Here is a 15,950-nt window from a genome sequence, read left to right on the forward strand (position 1 = left end):
TATAATTTATTTATATCGATTATGTAATATTGACGATTTGCTCATGGTTAAGTTACTGGCATAATAAGTGCTATCAAGCTAAGCAGTTATTTGAGCTAAGAAAAATAATGAAAAATATAACGTTACCTATTCTATTTTCTGTAGTGTCCGCATTTTACGTGCACATTGCGACAACGAATACAGCTACCGCAGCCACAATGCCATTGCAATCCATTACGCAAGACATGGAGTTTCTTGCAAGCGATCAATTAAAAGGACGTAAGGTGTTTACACCAGAGATAGATAAAGCTGCCGGTTACATTGCCAGCCGCTTTAAGCAAGTAGGTCTTAAAACTTTTAAAACAAGTTACAAACAAAATTTTTCCATTTTCTCAATAACGCCAATGCTTTCAAAGCTTTCGCTTAACGGTGTAGATATTCCTGATGAAAAAATTGCCGTAGCTACTACCGCAAGAAACTTCATTTGGGATAAAGAAAGTGAAGTAAACAAACATGTCATTGGTGAAAATGACGACCTTAGCGCTGCATTAGCAAAAATAAATTTAGCCGGTGGTGAACACTTGGTTGTTGTTCATCACAAGCATGAAAAGCTTTTTAACCGTTATAAAAAGTTTTTTGAGCGTGGATTAACTAAGTTAGATGATAGCAATACGGGCACACTTGTTTTAGTGCTGAACAACAGTTCACAAATATTTAAATTCGACATTGAGTCAGGTTCAACAGTTACCAATAAGAAACTCACCAATGTAATTGGTGTGTTACCGGGCAAGACACTCCCACATGAAGTGGTGCTCTTTTCTGCACATTATGACCACTTAGGTACTAAGTTAACTAAAGAGCAAACCCTTGACCAAGACGTTATATACAATGGCGCTGACGACAACGCCTCTGGTGTTACTGGCATATTGAACCTAGCTCAGTATTATACCCGCCAAAACAATAATGCTCGCACGCTAATATTCGCAGCATTTACCGCAGAAGAAGTTGGCGGTTACGGTTCTAAGTATTTTTCTAGTCATTTACCATCAGAAAACGTGATCGCCATGATTAATTTAGAAATGATTGGTAAAGAGTCTAAATTTGGTGAAGGTCGACTTTGGATGACAGGTATAGAGCGTTCAAATTTAGCGACTATTATGAATAAAGCGTTAAGAGGTAAAACATTGCCTATCGAAAAAGACCCTTACCCAGAAGAGCAACTATTTTATCGTTCAGATAATGCAACACTTGCTCGCTTAGGTGTACCTGCTCATAGCTTTAGTACTGTTCAATTGAAACAAGATGAGCATTACCATTCTGTATCGGATGAATTTGGCACTATAAAGTTATCTTCATTAAAACAAGTGTTAGAGACTATTGCACGAGCAACAAAGCCGATTGTCTCAGGTAAAGCAACACCTACCCGTGTGGACACCAGCAAAGTAACACCTGACGGTAAGATTTATTAATCTATAAGGCATAGCTAGCACTGTTTAAATGTCAGCTATGCCAGTTTGTCACCAGATTATAATAAACTACAACGCATAAAGTGCTGCAGTTTATCGGTAGTTTCAATTTCAAAACCATTCTTCAAATAGAGATCTTTTGCAGGATTTTCCAACAATACATTCAAGGTTAACGAGATACCTTTTTCCCTAGCTTTTTTCTTACAAACTTCGAGAACACTCTTTCCTATGCCATGGTTTTGGTAATTTGGAAGAATTTGAAACTGCCGAATGTGAAGCGCCGCATTTTCGATGCCCAACTTAATCACCCCAACCGTATGGCCATTTACTTGTATTAAAAATGATTCTTCGAAGAATTCAAATACACGAGAGGTGTGCTGTTCATCCGACATTTTTATTCCTGCTTTAAATAAATGCTCGTCCATTGTTACTTTTCTTAGGTAGGTCAGAAACCCAACATCACTGTAACTGGCTTTTTTAAAGTGAATTTTTGATTTGTCAGTTTGCATAGACAATAGAAAAGCCATCTGCTACAAATTTCGGCACAATATCGCGTATTTCAATTTTTGTTACAACCATTTATCTTATCTAATCGACTTTTTATCGACAGAGCATTGCAATATATAGCGAAATACAGGCAAACTCGTAAGGTTAAAATTTGAAGGAAATAACATGCAATTTAAAAAATCATTATTAGCATTAGCCATGTCAGGCGTAATTCTATCTGGTTGTGGTAACGATTCTGCAACTAATAACAACACTGCAAGCAACGAAGCTCCGGTAGCAAAAGCAGAAGTAACAGCTCAGTCAGAATCAGAAAAAGCCAATATCTTATTTGATCAAATCTTTGATGAAGGTATTGATCGCAGCCCTATGATGCAAACCTACTTAGGCATCAAAAAAGATTACGATAAGTGGAATGATATTTCTGAAGAAAATGCCTTAAAAGAACTAGAGATTACTAAAGCTGATCTAAAACGTATTCAGGCATTAGATGTAAGCAAATTAGATAAGCAAACAGCGGTTAGTTACGCTTTATTAGAGCAAAATTTACAACAAGAAATTGATGATTTTAAATGGCGCCACCATAGCTACCCAGTAAACCAAATGTTCGGTTTACACTCGCAAGTACCGGCATTTTTAATCAATCAGCACAGCATTGCTGACGAAAAAGAAGCACAAGATTATATTTCACGTGTTAATGGCGCTAATACTTTAATTAACCAATTAATTGATGGCTTAAAGATTCGTGAAGAAAAAGGCATTATTGCTCCGAAATTTGTATTTGAACACGTACTGCGTGATTCAAAAAACATCATTACCGGCGCGCCGTTTGCTGAAGGTGAAGACAGCCCTATCATGGCAGACTTTCGCAAGAAAGTTGCCAAATTAGAATTATCTGATGAGAAAAAAGCATCGTTAGTGGCGAATGTAGAAAAAGCCCTAAACGAGCAATTAAAACCAGCATACGAAGGGTTAATTACATATTTAGCAGAGCTTGAAACTAAAGCCGACACTCGCGACGGTGCGTGGAAGTTCCCAGAAGGCGAAGCTTTCTTCAATAATGCATTAAACCGTACCACTACTACTGATTTAACTTCAGAACAAATCCATGAAATAGGTTTAAGTGAAGTAGCACGTATTCATAATGAAATGCGTGAAATCATGAAGAAAGTAAACTTTGAAGGTGACTTAGCTGCATTCTTCGAATTTATGCGAAACGATAAGCAATTTTACTACAATGGAGATGAAGAAGGTCGTGCTCGCTACTTAACTGAAGCGACTGCAATGATCGATACGATGAAGACTCGTTTAGATGAGCTTTTCATTACTAAGCCTAAAGCAGATATGATTGTAAAAGCGGTGGAAGCATTCCGTGAAAAATCAGCAGGTAAAGCCTTCTATCAACAACCAACACCAGATGGCTCTCGCCCAGGTGTTTACTACGCGAACCTTTACGATATGGAAGCAATGCCAACTTACCAAATGGAAGCGTTAGCTTACCATGAAGGTATTCCAGGTCATCATATGCAAATTGCACTTAAGCAAGAACTTGAAGGCATTCCTAAATTCCGTAAATTTGGTCGTTACACAGCTTATACTGAAGGCTGGGGCTTATATTCAGAAATGATCCCTAAAGAAATCGGCTTCTACCAAGACCCCTATTCAGACTTTGGTCGTTTAGCAATGGAACTTTGGCGTGCATGTCGCTTAGTGGTTGATACAGGTATACACACGAAGAAGTGGACACGTGACCAAGGTATTGAGTACTACGTAACAAATACACCAAATGCTAAGTCTGATGCAGTGAAAATGGTTGAGCGTCATGTAGTAATGCCTTCACAAGCAACAGCATACAAAATTGGCATGCTAAAAATCGTTGAATTACGTGAAATGGCTAAGCAAAAGTTAGGTGACAAGTTCGATATACGTCAATTCCACGATGTTGTTCTTAGCCAAGGCCCTGTACCACTAAACTTGCTAGAAAAAATGGTTAACGAATATATTGCCAAAAATAGCTAATAATAAAATTAGATAACCTAAACACGATCTAACACAAAGGCCTCATAAGAGGCCTTTTTTATTATGTATATAAACGCATTATTTAGCTAAACTATTAAAGTTAAAATTAAAAATTTAGAAACATGAATAACTTAAATATTAAAAAACGTATTGTACTTACAGGTGGTCCTGGTGGCGGTAAAACTACAGCCATAGACTTAATTCGTCGAGAATTTGCGGGCAAACTTGCAATCGTTCCAGAGTCAGCAACCATGATATTTAGTGGTGGTATTGAACGCGCAGCTAATGATGAAGTATTAAAAGCACAGCAAACGGCTATTTTTAACTTACAAAAGAATTTAGAAGATATTCAACGCGCAACCTACCCTGACTGTGTCATTCTCTGCGATAGAGGCACATTGGATGGATTAACGTATTGGCCAAGCAGTGATGAAGATTTTTTCGAGACAATGAATACTAGTCTAGAAGAAGAGTTTGCACGTTATGATGCTGTGATCTTTTTTGAAACGGCAGCTAAATCTGGGGAAAGCATACGCAGTAACAACCCCATAAGAACCGAGTCTGAGCATGCGGCTATCGAGTTAGATAATAAATTACAGCAAGTATGGTCTAAGCACCCTAACTTTAACTTAGTAAGCAGTTCAGAATCATTTATTCGAAAAGTAATGTTTGGCATCATGACGGTAGAAAATGTTATCGGACAATATAAGTAATTGTCCTTTAAGCAAAGCCAACCTCATAACATCAAAAAATTTAGTAAACAATTGATTATAGTTACATAACTAGCTAACTTGGTTGCCAATAATAAAGTTAAATTACAGAGCACCTAATGCGGTTATTTTCACATAAAACTAAACCCTATTTACTTATCACGTTAATTATTTTTACCGTCATAATTACCCTAAATGTCGATAAAATAACTCGTTTGTACAGCGTTATCTTTCTATTTGATGAAGCTTCAATTGTTAATAATTTCTCTAATATGGATAAGGCATTTTTCAGTAAGCCTTTAACTAAAACTAAGAAAACTTATTCATTTGATCGATTGGCTAAGCCATTACCATCTACATTTCTGTATAAAGGTGAATCAATAGCCGTTAATAAATTTCTATCACGCAGAGCAACCACTGCGCTATTAGTGCTAAAAGACGACAAAATTACTTATGAAAATTATTTTTTAGGCACTACCGAAGTAGATAAACGAATTTCTTGGTCAATGGCAAAGTCATTTGTGTCAATCCTATTTGGTATGCAAGTAGATGCAGGGAAAATTGATATTGAACAGCCAGTATCATTTTATCTACCCGAAATGAAAGGATCTGGCTATGCCGATGTCAAAATAAAACATGTTTTACAAATGTCTTCCGGCGTTAAGTGGGATGAAGATTACGCTGACTTTAATTCTGACATTAATAAAATGGGACGTGTTTTAGCTATCGGAGGGTCACTTGATGAAATGGCCTCTGAGTTGCAGAGTGAATCTACACCCGGACAAAAATTTCATTATGTCAGTATGGATACCCATGTTATCGGTATGATTATTCGCCGTGTATCCGGTAAGTCATTGGTAGAACTTCTCCAACATGAAATATGGAACAAATTAGGTATGGAGAGCAATGCCAATTGGATTACTGACTCTCATGGCGTTGCATTTGCTTTAGGTGGCTTAAACGTAACGACAAGAGATTATGCTCGATTTGGTCTGCTATTATTAAACAAGGGCAATTGGCAGGGGCAGCAACTAGTGTCCGAGCAATGGATTAATGCAGCAACGACACCAAGTGCAGACTATTTGCATTCAGGACCTGAAAAACTAGGTTACGGCTACCAAATTTGGTTGCCGCCAGAAGCTCAACAAGGTGAGTTCTTCTTAGTTGGAGTCTACGGGCAGTATATTTATGTAAACCAAGCGGCCAATACTGTTATCGTAAAAAACAGCGCAGATAAAAAGTTTCAAGACGAAAGAAATTCAAAGCAAGAAACTATTGCGTTCTTCCGTTCAGTTGTAGCATCGCAATGATAATTAATACTTAAGCGTATTCAATTACATAAAATAAAAAGCCACTTCAATTGAAGTGGCTTTTTAAATACGTTCTAACAATAACTACATGTTAGGGTAATTGGGACCACCAGTACCTTCCGGCGCTACCCAAGTAATATTCTGACTTGGATCTTTAATATCACACGTCTTACAGTGAATACAGTTTTGGGAGTTAATCACAAACTGTTCACCTTCTTCAGTTTCCTGAATTTCATAAACACCGGCCGGGCAATAACGCTGCGCAGGTTCAGCATATTTTTCCAAGTTAACCGTCATAGGAATCGTTGCATCAGCTAATTTTAGATGACACGGTTGCTCTTCCTCATGGTTAGTATTCGATAAAAATACTGAAGATAAGCGATCAAAGCTTAATACGCCATCTGGTTTAGCGTATTGAATCACTGGTGCTTCACTTGCTAATTTAAGTTGCGCATGATCAAGCGAGTCATCTTTGAAATTAAATGGTAATTTACCACCAAAGAAGTTTTGATCGACTGTGTTATATGCACCACCCCAGAATGTTCCAAATTTATGCATTGCAGGGCCGAAATTACGCGTGTTATAAAGCTCATCATATAACCAAGACGCTTTATACTTAGTTTCATAACTCCCAAGCTCCTTACCACCTTCACAACCTGACGACAACGCATCGAAAATTGCTTCAGCAGCAAGCATGCCTGACTTCATGGCCGTATGATTACCTTTGATTTTTGCATAGTTAATCGTACCAGCATCACAACCCACTAATAACGCTCCAGGCATAGTTTGCTTAGGTAAAGAATTAAATCCACCTTTAGCCATAGCACGAGCACCATAAGATACGCGTTTACCACCATCTAGATATTGTTTAATTTTTGGGTGATGCTTATAACGTTGAAATTCTTCAAACGGACTCAAATGAGGGTTTTCGTAACTTAAATCGACGATAAGACCTACAAATACTTGATTATTTTCGGCATGGTATAAATAGCCACCACCATTAGTGTCACTATCTAAAGGCCAACCAGCAGTGTGAACCACTAAACCTTCTTGATGTTTTTCAGGATCAATATCCCAAATTTCTTTAAAACCAATTCCGTAATGTTGCGGAGATTTACCTTCATCTAGTTTAAAGTGGCTAATAAGCTCTTTACCTAAATGACCTCGACAACCTTCAGCAAATACAGTGTATTTAGCACGAAGCTCCATACCTGGCATAAACGAGTCTTTCTCATTACCTTCTGCATCTAACCCCATGTCACCAGTAATAATTCCGCCAACACTGCCATTTTCATTGTAAATAACTTCTTGCGCAGCAAAACCTGGGAAAATTTCAACGCCTAGCTCTTCTGCACGCTCAGCTAGCCAGCGGCACACGTTACCCATACTAACAATATAGTTGCCGTCGTTATGCATTGTCTTAGGTACGCTAAAGCCAGGCAATTTGATTGCACTATCTTCACCATTTAATAAATAAATGTCGTCACCTTTAACTTCAGTCGTCAGTGGTGCGCCTTTTTCTTTCCAATCAGGGAATAATTCGTTCATTGAGCGTGGCTCAAGGACTGCACCTGACAAAATATGAGCACCAACTTCAGAGCCTTTTTCTACAACACATACCATCAACTCCTGATCTTTTTCTTGTGCCTGTTGCATTAACTTACAAGCTGCAGATAGACCAGATGGACCGGCTCCAACGATGACTACGTCAAACTCCATCGATTCGCGTTCCATAATTCCCCCTTTAAATTACTCTCAAAGAATTTCAAACGCCCGTTTGAAATTCAAACATGTGTTTGATATTATCGACTCATTATAGATATTTTGGCAACAAATACTATCCTGTAAATAACAATTTACTAAGTTGCTATTGATTTTGCTCAATATGACTCAATGTTTGACTATGATGTCATTGACGTTAGCGTAAAGTAAAAGTAGTCTTTCGAGCCATTACTCAAATTATGTCATTAATGTGTTTACACATTAGTTAATTAAAAAACAATCATTACAATAAACAAGCAGAGGCGATGATGAAAGTATTAGTACCCATCAAACGCGTGATTGACTATAACGTCAAAGTACGTGTTAAACCTGATAACTCAGACGTTGATTTAGCCAACGTAAAAATGGCAATCAACCCATTCTGTGAAATTGCAGTAGAAGAAGCAGTTCGTTTAAAAGAAGCAGGTACAGCAACTGAAGTTGTTGTAGTTTCAATTGGTGATAAAAAATGCCAAGAGCAAATTCGAACTGCGCTAGCATTAGGTGCAGACCGCGCTGTTCACATTGAAACAGAAGAATCATTAGATTCATTAAACATCGCTAAGCTTTTACAAAAGTTAGTTGAAGAAGAAGCACCTCAATTAGTTATCTTAGGTAAGCAATCTATCGATTCAGATAACAACCAAACAGGTCAAATGTTAGCGGCATTAACTGGTATGCCACAAGGCACATTTGCTTCTGAAGTAAAAGTTGATGGCGATAAAGTTAACGTAACGCGTGAAGTTGACGGCGGTTTACAAACTGTCGCGTTAAATCTTCCAGCAATCGTAACAACCGACCTTCGTTTAAACGAGCCACGTTACGCTAAATTACCGGACATCATGAAGGCTAAGCGTAAGCCTTTAGATGTTAAATCTGCTGCTGATTTTGGTATTGATTTAAGCCCTCGCGCCAATGTACTCAAAGTTACTCCTCCTGCTGAGCGCAGTGCAGGTGTTGTTGTTGAAAGCATTGATGAGTTAGTTGAAAAATTAAAAAATGAAGCGAAGGTGATCTCATGATTTTAGTTTACGCAGAACACGACAATAGTAGTTTAAAAGCTGAAACATTAAAAACGGTTGCTGCTGCGCAAGCTATTGGTGGAGACATTCACCTTTTAGTTGCAGGCCATAACTGTGGTGCTGTTGCAGAAGAAGCGGCGAAAGTTAATAGTGTTGCTAAAGTGTTAGTAGCAGATAATGCTGCTTACGAACACCAATTGGCAGAAAACGTTTCATTATTAGTCACTGAATTGGCTGCTGACTACGATACGGTAATTGCTACAGCATTGACAACAGGTAAGAACTTTATGCCTCGCGTTGCTGCTCTTTTAGATGTTGCACAAATTTCAGATATTATTGCTGTAGAAAGTGCTGACACTTTTGTTCGTCCTATCTATGCAGGTAATGCGATTGCAACCGTACAGAGTTTAGATGCTAAAAAAGTTATCACTGTTCGTGCAACGGGTTTTGACGCTGTTGCGACAGATGGCGCTGCAGAAGTAGTTGCTATTGGCACAGCAACAGATGCAGGTATTTCTAGCCATGTATCAGATGAGTTAACGGAATCAGAACGTCCTGACTTAGGTGCTGCTCCAGTAGTTATTTCTGGCGGTCGAGGAATGCAAAACGGTGATAACTTCAAACTATTAGAAGGTATTGCTGATAAGTTAGGTGCTGCTATTGGTGCATCACGTGCAGCTGTTGATGCTGGCTTTGTACCAAACGACATGCAAGTTGGCCAAACTGGTAAAATAGTCGCTCCAGATCTATACATTGCTGTAGGTATTTCTGGCGCAATTCAACATTTAGCTGGTATGAAAGACTCAAAAGTAATCGTTGCTATTAACAAAGACCCTGAAGCACCTATTTTCCAAGTTGCTGATTACGGTTTAGTTGCAGATTTATTTGACGCATTACCGGAATTAGAAAGCAAGCTATAATAGTTTTCTTTTCTTTACGAAAACCAGCTACTTGATTCCAATTAGCTGGTTTTTTTATGCCTAAAACTTAACTATAATTTACTTAATTTCAATAATGGTTATCTAACATGTCTTGGCAAGATCAATTATCCTCCTTAGTTTATTCAACTGACAAAGGCCGTATCTCTGAAGAGAAAAAAGAAATTGTCACACCTAGCGATGGTTTTGCCAAAGTGAGAAGAGAAACAAAAGGTCGAAAAGGTAAAGGTGTAATGGTTATTTCCGGTCTAGGCCTTAACGCTAATGAACTTAAAAAACTTGCTAGTAAATTAAAGAAAACTTGTGGTTGTGGCGGTAGCGTTGTTGCTGAAACTATTGAAATTCAAGGAGATAAACGAGACGCCATTAAAAACGTATTAGAAAGCGAAGGCTTCAAAGTCAAATTCATTGGTGGTTAACATATAAGGCGCAGTTATGGCACATATTACCCCGAGCGATCTATCGATACTCTTAGTCGAGCCCTCAGATACGCAAAAAAAAATAATTCTAGGCAAGTTGCAAAAAGAAGGTATTACTCAGGTATCTACCGCCGATAATATCAAAGAGACTATAGAGCGAATAGAACGACACCCGCCCGATTTAATTGCTAGTGCAATGTATTTCGATGACGGCACTGCACTAGAGCTCCTCAAGCATATAAAAAGTAATGAGCGGTTAGCTGAAATAGCTTTTATGTTGGTGTCTAGTGAGCGAAAAAAAGAAAGTCTAGAAGAATTCAAACAATCAGGCGTAGTTGCCTTATTACCTAAACCATTTACACCGGAAAATTTAGGTGCGGCAATTAACACGACTATTGATTTATTGTCACCAGATGAAATGGAACTCGATCATTTCGATGTTCATGAGATTCGAGTCTTGCTTGTTGATGACAGTAAACTTGCAAGAAACCATATTCGACGAGTATTAAACAATCTTGGCTTATTAAAAGTAACCGAAGCTGAAGATGGACAACAAGCCATTGAAAAGCTTGAATCTGATATGTTCGATTTAGTGGTTACTGACTACAATATGCCAGAGGTAGATGGGCGCGAATTAACAAGATATATTCGCGAACAAAGCCAGCAATCACATATTCCTGTGTTAATGGTTACCAGTGAGAGCAGCGAAGCCCACCTTGCTAACATTGAACAAGACGGCGTGAACGCACTTTGTGATAAGCCTTTTGAACCTAACTTTGTTAAGAAGCTACTATTCCAATTATTGGAGCATTAATTGGAAAAACATTAATGTCCAATACCATATTGGCGCAACTTCATAGCTATTTTGTTATGGGAAACACGAAGTCGTTGCGCCAATTTACGAGTGCTTGGAAAACTGGGATAGAGCTGGGCTAATAAACTTCTCTCGAATATTTCTTGTGCTTCTTGCCAGCTTTTAACATCGTACATAGTTAATGAGTTTTCTTCGCTATAACTTCCGGTATTAAACTCTTTTAAAATTGTTTCAACTTCTTCTAGCTGTAATTGATGGCTATTACTTAAGGCAACTAACCTAAACATCACACTTTGAAGTTGCCTAATATTTCCTGGCCAATTGTAACTTGCTAAATGTGCTAATGCCTCGACTGAAATCGACGGCTTTTGCATATTGACTTGTTCTGCTGCCTTGGCAATAAAATACTCACTTAGTAAACCAATATCGTCTTTTCTCTCTCTTAATGGTGGTAAAGAAAGGTTAAGCACATTTAATCGGTAGTATAAATCTTCTCTAAAGCGCCCTTCTGTGACTAACACTTCAAAAGGCTGATGGCTGGCTGAAATAATTCGGATGTTAGCGATATATTCTTTAGTACCGCCTAATCTTCTAAAGCTATAATCCTGTAAAAAACGTAATAACTTGGCCTGTAAATAAACCGACATTTCCGCCACTTCATCTAGAAATACGGTACCACCATTAGCAAGTTCAAATAATCCCGGCTTACCTTGCTCGTTTGCTCCGGTAAAAGCCCCTGCAACATAACCAAACAACTCACTTTCTAACAACTGCTCAGGTAAAGAAGCGCAATTAATTGCAAGAAATGGCCCTTCATTTCTCTCGCTTTGTTGATGAATAGCCCTTGCAACCAACTCTTTACCTGTTCCTGTCTCCCCATTAATGAGTAATGGTAAATCCAATGAAGAAAACTTCTTTACTTGTTGCTTTAACGTTTCAATTGCCTTCGACTTACCAATTATATTGTTTAGATCACTTGCTTCATTACCACTTTGAAACATCGCGATTTGGTGTCCTATTCGATTAAGAGACTTAAGAATGATTACTGCGCCATTAAATCCTCCTTCTGCCCAGAGCGGCGTGATTTCAGCATGATAGACTTTATCTTCAAAAGACACTTCTACGGCTGAAGCTTTACGGTGTTTGACCGTCTCAAGTGGGATGCTAAATAAACTTTCAATATGTTTGTTGGTATATATGTGACTTTGATAATTACAAGAAATAACTTTTCCTTCTGTGTCTATATCAAAAATCGGATCTGGAATTCTTTTTAGTAATGCTTGTAAATGTTGTTCTCTTGATTCGGTCGGCAACAACTCTATCGGAAAGCAATCAATAACCCCTACTACCTTTAAAAGTTGCACTCTTATTTGATTAAAAGAGAGCTTACATTGACTAATATGCAAAGAAGTTAAACCACTCCCAACTTCCATTGCTTTAACATTTAAACCTAACTGGCTTATTGTACTTAGTATCTCTTGACTAATACCAATTCGATCTTTAGATGTTATTTCAACTCGCACTGTCACCTACCTATTACACTGTAACAAATATATTACATAAAATTATCCTAGGTGGAGCCAATAAATACAAGCTGTATATTACATAAGAGAACATTTATATATTTATTGAGAAAAGACGTGTAATTAATTTATTACAAACCATAATGATAAAAATTTAAACCTTTGATTTATATGCATTTTAATTTTGGTAAGCAAATTGCTATTTAATTTATCTATCTCAAACAAATAAAATTATAAAAGCAGCCGAGAAAACAATGACTTCAAGTAAAAATATAGAGACCCAAGCTATCCACGCTGGTCGTATCAATGATGAACAGTTTGGTTCACTTTCTACCCCTTTATATCAAACATCTACTTTCATCTTTGAAAATGCAGAACAGGGCGCTAATCGCTTTGCCGGTGAAGAAGATGGCTTTATTTATAGCCGTTTAGGCAATCCAACAACAAGACAATTAGAGATGAGAGTTGCAGCAATGGAGGGCATGGAAGATGCAGCAGCAACAGCTACAGGCATGGGAGCCGTATCTGGAGCTCTTCTTGCAAACCTTGAGTGCGGTGATCATTTAATTGCTTCTAAAGCTGTTTATGGTTGCTCTTATGCTTTGATGGCTCACCAACTAACTAAATGGGGAATTGAAGTGAGCTTTGTCGATATGACAATAGTAAGTGAGATAGAAGCAGCGATTAAACCTAATACAAAGGTTATTTTCTTAGAGTCACCTATCAATCCAAACTTAGTTGTATTGGACCTAAAAGCCATTGGAGCCATTGCTAATAAACATAGCCTAATTTCAATTGTCGATAATACTTTTTTAACGCCTGTATTGCAGCGACCAATAGAGTTTGGCTTTGATATTGTAATTCATAGTGCAACTAAATATTTGAATGGTCACGGTGATGTAGTTGCCGGAATCATATGTGGCTCTAAAGAGATGATCAGCCATATAAAACTAACGGTATTAAAAGATATTGGTGCAACTATTAGCCCTCATGACGCTTGGCTAATTATGCGAGGATTAAAAACGCTTCCAATTCGAATTGAACGCCATTGCACCAATGCACAGCAAATCGCTGAGTATCTAGAAGATCACCCTATGATCCAGCAAGTTTATTACCCTGGGCTTAAAAGCCATCAAGGCAATAAATTCCTTGGCACTCAAATGAAAGGCGCTGGTGGTGTTATTGCGTTTGAAATTAAAGGGGACTTATCAGAAGGAGAATCATTCATTAATCGAATGCAGCTTTTCTCTATCGCTGTGAGCTTAGGTGATGCTGAATCATTGATTCAACATCCTGCTTCTATGACACACTCTCCATATAGCAAAGAAGAAAGACATGAAGCTGGTATAAGTGATACGTTAATTAGAATTTCAGTAGGCTTAGAAAATGCCCAAGATCTTATTCATGACCTTGAGCAATCATTAAACCAAATCAAACAGTTAACGTCTAAAGTAGCTTAGCTGTTTGCTAGTATTGCCGATATACTCGGCAATACTTTTTCTTTTATTGTTTGAATTTCTTGTGCTGTATATGCCTTCATCGAATGAAGTCCCCAAATAGGCTTGGGCCAAGCAACATCATCTTTAAAACGAACGATATGATGTATGTGTAATTGTGGGCATACATTACCAAGTGCTGCAACATTCATTTTATCGCCACGAAAAGCTTCCATAAGTACTTCACTTAGCATACTTGATTCATTTAAAAATTGTTGCTGTTGCTCCCAGTCCATTTGGTAAATGTCTTGGATATCATTTACTCGTGGCACCAATACAAACCAAGGGTACTGAGCATCATTCATTAACAAAAGCTTGCTCAGGGGTAAATCGACTAACTCAATGCAATCTTTAACTAATAACTCATTTAATTGAAATTGTTCCATGACTACCTCTTCTTCTTTTTTGGCTTATTTTTACGTCCACGGCCACGTGCTTCTTTTTTAGCTTCACGCTCAGCTATTTTTTTTGCTTCTAACTCGTCGAAATAAACCACTTCCTTCTCTACCATATTTGGTGACTCGAAAGTTAACGGACCCAGTGTCTTATCTCTAATTTCGTTAATTAATATAGCGGAAGCTTTATGAAAATCTACGTAACCACCGCTTTTTACACAACCACGTTTTCGCCCTATAGCTTCTATTAGCTCTACTTCAGTTACAGGAAGTTCTTCTAGCTTATAACGCTCTTTAAGGCGATCTGGATATGCTTCTAATAAGTACTCTGCAGCAAAACAAGCAATTTCATCATGATCAAAGGCGGTATCTTTAACTGCACTTGTGACAGCTAATCGATAACCACTATTTTCATTAACGATTTTAGGCCACAACATACCTGGCGTATCATAAAGGTATAAGCCATCTTCCAAGCGGATACGCTGCTGCCCTTTTGTTACAGCAGGCTCATTACCTACTTTAGCTTTAGCTTTTCCAACTAGCGTATTCAGTAATGTTGACTTTCCTACGTTAGGTATCCCCATAATCACAGCATTAATCTGCTTGCCCTCTTGATCTTTATGAGGGACAAGTTTCTTAATTAAGGTCGGTATTTGTTTCGCAATACTTGGTGATTCTGTTGTTAATGCGATAGCCTTTACATTGTGTTGGGCATCTAAATATTCTAACCAAACCTTAGTTAATTGCGCGTCAGCAAGGTCTGACTTGTTTAAGATCTTTATTAATGGTTTATCCCCTCTAATTTCAGTAATCATAGGGTTTTCACTGCTAAACGGTAATCGTGCGTCACATACTTCAATTACTACATCTATCGTAGGCAGAATTTCTTTTATCTCTTTTTGGGCTTTGTGCATATGCCCAGGAAACCAGTTTATAGCCATATAGATTTCAATATAAAAATAAAATCGATTTTAACATCGATTAGTGGAAAAAGCTTATTTTATACATAGTATTAAGTATTGGTATTGACTATATACTTTCGTTATCTATGTACTATTCTAAATAACAGCAAACTAGTATTTAACCAAACAAAAATGAGAACACTTGCCTTATTAACTTTTATCGCAATTAGCCAAGCTCATGCAAACTCAGTATATTATTCACTTGGTGAGTCGACTTCCAAAGACAAATCAAACACTCGTCGGTTAGGAGTAATAGTAAAGCCAACAGTGGATTTGAATTTGCTAGACGCAAACAGCTTAAGTTTGCAGGTTGATATTTCATATTCAACTTGGCAAAACTTTTATGGGCCGGATATAAAAGCAGGCTCAATTGTACCCATGCTGCTCTATCAGAAAAAAAATCAGAGCATACACTGGTTTGTCCGGTTTGGAGTTGGTCTCGCTTATATAAATCAAACGCGTTGGGGAAATAGAGATTTAGGTGATAACTGGATATTTGAAAATAAATTCACAGTCGGTTTTCAGCCGCTTAACAACCACGCGCTTGCGCTCTCATTATCTCATTATTCAAATGCAGCGACTAACTCGGATAACGACGGCACTAATATCGTGTCATTGGAGTATAGTATTGC

The 15,950-nt window shown here is 37.8% G+C and carries 15 protein-coding genes; 10 read left to right on the top strand and 5 right to left on the bottom strand.

Annotated elements, in window-relative coordinates:
• Positions 1-107: 107 nt before the first annotated feature.
• Positions 108-1,448 (top strand): M28 family peptidase, encoded by a 1,341-nt coding sequence (locus HII17_RS14710; protein ID WP_169076098.1) that lies wholly within the window; start codon positions 108-110, stop codon positions 1,446-1,448.
• A 56-nt stretch (positions 1,449-1,504) separates the two neighbouring features.
• Here the strand turns inward: HII17_RS14710 and HII17_RS14715 are convergent, their stop codons facing one another.
• On the bottom strand, positions 1,505-1,954 hold the full coding sequence (locus tag HII17_RS14715) for a GNAT family N-acetyltransferase (protein ID WP_235938835.1): 450 nt from the start codon (positions 1,952-1,954) through the stop codon (positions 1,505-1,507).
• A 163-nt stretch (positions 1,955-2,117) separates the two neighbouring features.
• On the opposite strand from HII17_RS14715, the gene HII17_RS14720 reads away from it, so the two are divergent.
• From HII17_RS14720 to HII17_RS14730, 3 genes are all read left to right on the top strand, one after another.
• Positions 2,118-3,968, top strand: a complete 1,851-nt coding sequence (locus HII17_RS14720) for a DUF885 domain-containing protein (RefSeq protein ID WP_169076100.1) — start codon at positions 2,118-2,120, stop codon at positions 3,966-3,968.
• A gap of 122 nt (positions 3,969-4,090) precedes the next feature.
• Positions 4,091-4,681 carry an AAA family ATPase gene (locus HII17_RS14725; RefSeq protein WP_169076101.1) on the top strand — a complete coding sequence of 197 codons (591 nt, stop codon included), beginning with the start codon at positions 4,091-4,093 and terminating at the stop codon, positions 4,679-4,681.
• Between the two features lie 116 nt (positions 4,682-4,797).
• The gene (locus tag HII17_RS14730; RefSeq protein ID WP_169076102.1) at positions 4,798-5,988 is read left to right on the top strand and encodes a serine hydrolase domain-containing protein; all 1,191 of its coding nucleotides are present in this window, start codon (positions 4,798-4,800) and stop codon (positions 5,986-5,988) included.
• Positions 5,989-6,072: 84 nt separating this feature from the next.
• Here HII17_RS14730 and HII17_RS14735 read toward each other — a convergent pair whose 3' ends face one another.
• Positions 6,073-7,722 (bottom strand): electron transfer flavoprotein-ubiquinone oxidoreductase, encoded by a 1,650-nt coding sequence (locus tag HII17_RS14735; RefSeq protein ID WP_169076103.1) that lies wholly within the window; start codon positions 7,720-7,722, stop codon positions 6,073-6,075.
• A 296-nt stretch (positions 7,723-8,018) separates the two neighbouring features.
• Between HII17_RS14735 and HII17_RS14740 the strand changes: the two genes are divergently transcribed.
• The 4 genes from HII17_RS14740 to HII17_RS14755 all read left to right on the top strand — a co-directional run bounded on the left by HII17_RS14740 (position 8,019) and on the right by HII17_RS14755 (position 10,942).
• Positions 8,019-8,771 carry an electron transfer flavoprotein subunit beta/FixA family protein gene (locus HII17_RS14740; RefSeq protein ID WP_169076144.1) on the top strand — a complete coding sequence of 251 codons (753 nt, stop codon included), beginning with the start codon at positions 8,019-8,021 and terminating at the stop codon, positions 8,769-8,771.
• Positions 8,768-9,691 (top strand): electron transfer flavoprotein subunit alpha/FixB family protein, encoded by a 924-nt coding sequence (locus HII17_RS14745; RefSeq protein ID WP_169076104.1) that lies wholly within the window; start codon positions 8,768-8,770, stop codon positions 9,689-9,691. Before HII17_RS14740 ends, HII17_RS14745 begins: the two co-directional genes overlap by 4 nt.
• Before the next feature lie 107 nt (positions 9,692-9,798).
• Positions 9,799-10,128, top strand: coding sequence for a stress response translation initiation inhibitor YciH (gene yciH, locus HII17_RS14750; protein ID WP_169076105.1), 330 nt, complete (start codon positions 9,799-9,801; stop codon positions 10,126-10,128).
• 16 nt (positions 10,129-10,144) lie between these two features.
• Positions 10,145-10,942 (top strand): response regulator, encoded by a 798-nt coding sequence (locus tag HII17_RS14755; protein ID WP_169076106.1) that lies wholly within the window; start codon positions 10,145-10,147, stop codon positions 10,940-10,942.
• A gap of 11 nt (positions 10,943-10,953) precedes the next feature.
• On the opposite strand, the gene HII17_RS14760 is transcribed toward HII17_RS14755, so the two are convergent.
• Positions 10,954-12,465, bottom strand: coding sequence for a sigma 54-interacting transcriptional regulator (locus HII17_RS14760; protein WP_169076107.1), 1,512 nt, complete (start codon positions 12,463-12,465; stop codon positions 10,954-10,956).
• 254 nt (positions 12,466-12,719) lie between these two features.
• Between HII17_RS14760 and megL the strand changes: the two genes are divergently transcribed.
• Positions 12,720-13,925 carry a methionine gamma-lyase gene (gene megL / locus HII17_RS14765; protein WP_169076108.1) on the top strand — a complete coding sequence of 402 codons (1,206 nt, stop codon included), beginning with the start codon at positions 12,720-12,722 and terminating at the stop codon, positions 13,923-13,925.
• Here megL and HII17_RS14770 read toward each other — a convergent pair.
• Both HII17_RS14770 and ylqF read right to left on the bottom strand, forming a co-directional pair.
• On the bottom strand, positions 13,922-14,347 hold the full coding sequence (locus HII17_RS14770) for an HIT domain-containing protein (RefSeq protein ID WP_169076109.1): 426 nt from the start codon (positions 14,345-14,347) through the stop codon (positions 13,922-13,924). The genes megL and HII17_RS14770 overlap by 4 nt on opposite strands.
• Positions 14,348-14,349: 2 nt before the next feature.
• Positions 14,350-15,297 (bottom strand): ribosome biogenesis GTPase YlqF, encoded by a 948-nt coding sequence (gene ylqF / locus HII17_RS14775; RefSeq protein ID WP_169076110.1) that lies wholly within the window; start codon positions 15,295-15,297, stop codon positions 14,350-14,352.
• Positions 15,298-15,450: 153 nt separating this feature from the next.
• Between ylqF and HII17_RS14780 the strand changes: the two genes are divergently transcribed.
• The coding region (locus HII17_RS14780; RefSeq protein ID WP_169076111.1) for an acyloxyacyl hydrolase at positions 15,451-15,950 on the top strand (500 nt) is incomplete at its 3' end.

Source organism: Thalassotalea algicola (assembly GCF_012932965.1).
In the GTDB taxonomy this organism is placed as follows: domain Bacteria; phylum Pseudomonadota; class Gammaproteobacteria; order Enterobacterales; family Alteromonadaceae; genus Thalassotalea_F; species Thalassotalea_F algicola.

What these genes read in the sequence shown, in the direction of transcription:
- HII17_RS14710 (WP_169076098.1), top strand. Translation starts at nt 108, where the DNA reads ATGAAAAATATAACGTTACCTATTCTATTTTCTGTAGTGTCCGCATTT.
- HII17_RS14730 (WP_169076102.1), top strand. Translation starts at nt 4,798, where the DNA reads ATGCGGTTATTTTCACATAAAACTAAACCCTATTTACTTATCACGTTA.
- HII17_RS14725 (WP_169076101.1), top strand. Translation starts at nt 4,091, where the DNA reads ATGAATAACTTAAATATTAAAAAACGTATTGTACTTACAGGTGGTCCT.
- HII17_RS14735 (WP_169076103.1), bottom strand. Translation starts at nt 7,722, where the DNA reads ATGGAACGCGAATCGATGGAGTTTGACGTAGTCATCGTTGGAGCCGGT.
- HII17_RS14740 (WP_169076144.1), top strand. Translation starts at nt 8,019, where the DNA reads ATGAAAGTATTAGTACCCATCAAACGCGTGATTGACTATAACGTCAAA.
- HII17_RS14715 (WP_235938835.1), bottom strand. Translation starts at nt 1,954, where the DNA reads ATGCAAACTGACAAATCAAAAATTCACTTTAAAAAAGCCAGTTACAGT.
- ylqF (WP_169076110.1), bottom strand. Translation starts at nt 15,297, where the DNA reads ATGGCTATAAACTGGTTTCCTGGGCATATGCACAAAGCCCAAAAAGAG.
- yciH (WP_169076105.1), top strand. Translation starts at nt 9,799, where the DNA reads ATGTCTTGGCAAGATCAATTATCCTCCTTAGTTTATTCAACTGACAAA.
- HII17_RS14755 (WP_169076106.1), top strand. Translation starts at nt 10,145, where the DNA reads ATGGCACATATTACCCCGAGCGATCTATCGATACTCTTAGTCGAGCCC.
- HII17_RS14720 (WP_169076100.1), top strand. Translation starts at nt 2,118, where the DNA reads ATGCAATTTAAAAAATCATTATTAGCATTAGCCATGTCAGGCGTAATT.
- megL (WP_169076108.1), top strand. Translation starts at nt 12,720, where the DNA reads ATGACTTCAAGTAAAAATATAGAGACCCAAGCTATCCACGCTGGTCGT.
- HII17_RS14745 (WP_169076104.1), top strand. Translation starts at nt 8,768, where the DNA reads ATGATTTTAGTTTACGCAGAACACGACAATAGTAGTTTAAAAGCTGAA.
- HII17_RS14770 (WP_169076109.1), bottom strand. Translation starts at nt 14,347, where the DNA reads ATGGAACAATTTCAATTAAATGAGTTATTAGTTAAAGATTGCATTGAG.